This is a genomic window from Corallococcus sp. CA053C (assembly GCF_003611675.1).
Lineage (GTDB): Bacteria > Myxococcota > Myxococcia > Myxococcales > Myxococcaceae > Corallococcus.
Genome location: NZ_RAWA01000738.1, coordinates 1 through 1,877, shown reverse-complemented (window position 1 = coordinate 1,877; position 1,877 = coordinate 1). Strand labels below are relative to the sequence as shown.

The following is a 1,877-nucleotide window of genomic DNA, read 5'->3' as shown; positions in this document are numbered from 1 at the left end:
GCCTCCACCCCCGTGGCCTTCGTCGCGCCCCGCACCCCGATGGAGGAGACGCTCGCCACGCTCTGGACCGAAGTGCTCGACGTGCCGGCCCCAGGCATCCACGACAACTTCTTCCAACTCGGAGGCACCTCCCTCTCCTCGGTCCTCATGCTCGCGCGCGTGCAGGAGACCCTCGGCACGGACATCCCGTTGGAGCGCTTCTTTGAAGCCCCCTTCATCGCCGCGCTCGCCACCGTCCTCGAGTCCTCCTCGGAGGTGTCTGTCTACAAGCCGCTGGAGATCCCGGGCTCGCCCCTCGTGCTGCTCAGCCCGAACGGAACGCAGACGCCTCTCTTCTGCATCCATCCCGTGGGCGGCGACGTCCTCTGCTACTCGGAGCTGGCACGTCGGCTCGGGGAGGAGCAGGCGTTCTACGGCGTCCGCGCGCAGGGCCTGGATGGCGCACAGGAGCCGGGACAGTCCATTCCTGCCATGGCCCGTTCCTACGTGGATCACATCCGGCAGTTGCAACCCTCTGGCCCCTACCGCTTCATGGGGTGGTCCATGGGCGGTGCCATCGCCTTCGAAATGGCCCGCCAGCTCGAAGCCCAGGGCGAGCACGTCGAGTTCCTCGCGCTCATCGATGCCTACGCACACCCCACAGGCGAAGTCCCTCCGGGCACGGACCTGGGCGCGCGGGTGAAGCAGTACCTGGCCCAGGAGCTCCACCAGGACGCGGAGCACCTGGATCAGCCCCGCCTCGTCGCCCTGCGCAAGGTGCTGGAGCACCACCTGCTCGCCATCGCGGCACACACCCCCGAGCCCTATGGCGGCGAGGTCCTGCTCCTGCAAGCGGAGGACGTCTCCAACCGCGCCCTCCAGGCCAACGACAACGGCTGGCGTCCCGTGGCGACCGGCGGCCTCCAGGTCCTCTCCGTCCCCGGCACGCACCACACCCTCCTGCGGCCCCCGAACGTCGACCGGCTCGCCGGGTTGCTCCGCGCCGCGCTGCGCGCCATCCCCCGCGAGGGCGACCCGTCCTCGCGAGGCAAGCAGGCCTCCTGATCCGTACGCCCTCCCGTTCCCCCTGTTTCCCAGGGGCGCGCATCCAGCGCCCCGACGAGGCCTCGCATGACTGCAAAGCTGGATGAAGAAACCGCCGTCCCACGGCAGCCCCGCCTGCGGGACCTGGGCATCGCGCCGGGAGTGCTTCCCCCGGGCCCCCTCAACGCCATCACCGACGTGCCCGGGGTGCGCGTGGGCCACAGCACCGTCATCTTTGGCGACGGCGCGCTCCGCCCCGGCCAGGGGCCCGCCCGAACCGGCGTCACCGCCATCCACCCGCACGCGGACTCCGCCTTCACCTTCTCGGTGCCCGCCGCCACGGCCGTGCTCAACGGCACCGGCGAGGTGACGGGACGCGCGCACATCGACGAGCTGGGCCTGCTCGAGTCCCCCCTGCTCCTCACCACGACCCACTCCGTGGGCGCCGTCCACCAGGCGTGCATCGAATGGCTCTGCCGCCACGAGCCGCTCCTCATCGACAACCACTTCGCCATCCCCGTCATCGCGGAGACGTTCGACGGCCACCTCAGCGACGCCGCCGGCCAGCACGTCACGCGCGAGCACGTCCACGCGGCGCTCGACCAGGCCACCCCGGGCCCCGTCGCGGAAGGCAACGTCGGCGGCGGCACCGGCATGCGCCTCTTCGGCTTCAAGGGCGGCATCGGCACCGCGTCGCGCGTCGTGACGCTGCCGGCGAGCGAACGGGAGCCGGAGCGGCGCTACACCGTGGGCGTGTTGATCCAGGGGAACTTCGGCCAGCGCGCCGACCTCCTCGTCAACGGCGTCCCGGTGGGCCGGGAGCTGGTGGACTGGATGCCCGCGCCGCCCCCTCC

2 protein-coding genes are annotated in these 1,877 nt (G+C 71.5%); both read left to right on the top strand.

What is annotated here, in order from left to right; genetic code table 11:
• On the top strand, positions 1–1,044 hold a 1,044-nt coding region (locus D7V97_RS42715), incomplete at its 5' end, for a thioesterase domain-containing protein (protein WP_233583609.1).
• 66 nt (positions 1,045–1,110) lie between these two features.
• On the top strand, positions 1,111–1,877 hold a 767-nt coding region (locus D7V97_RS42710; RefSeq protein ID WP_199729212.1), incomplete at its 3' end, for a P1 family peptidase.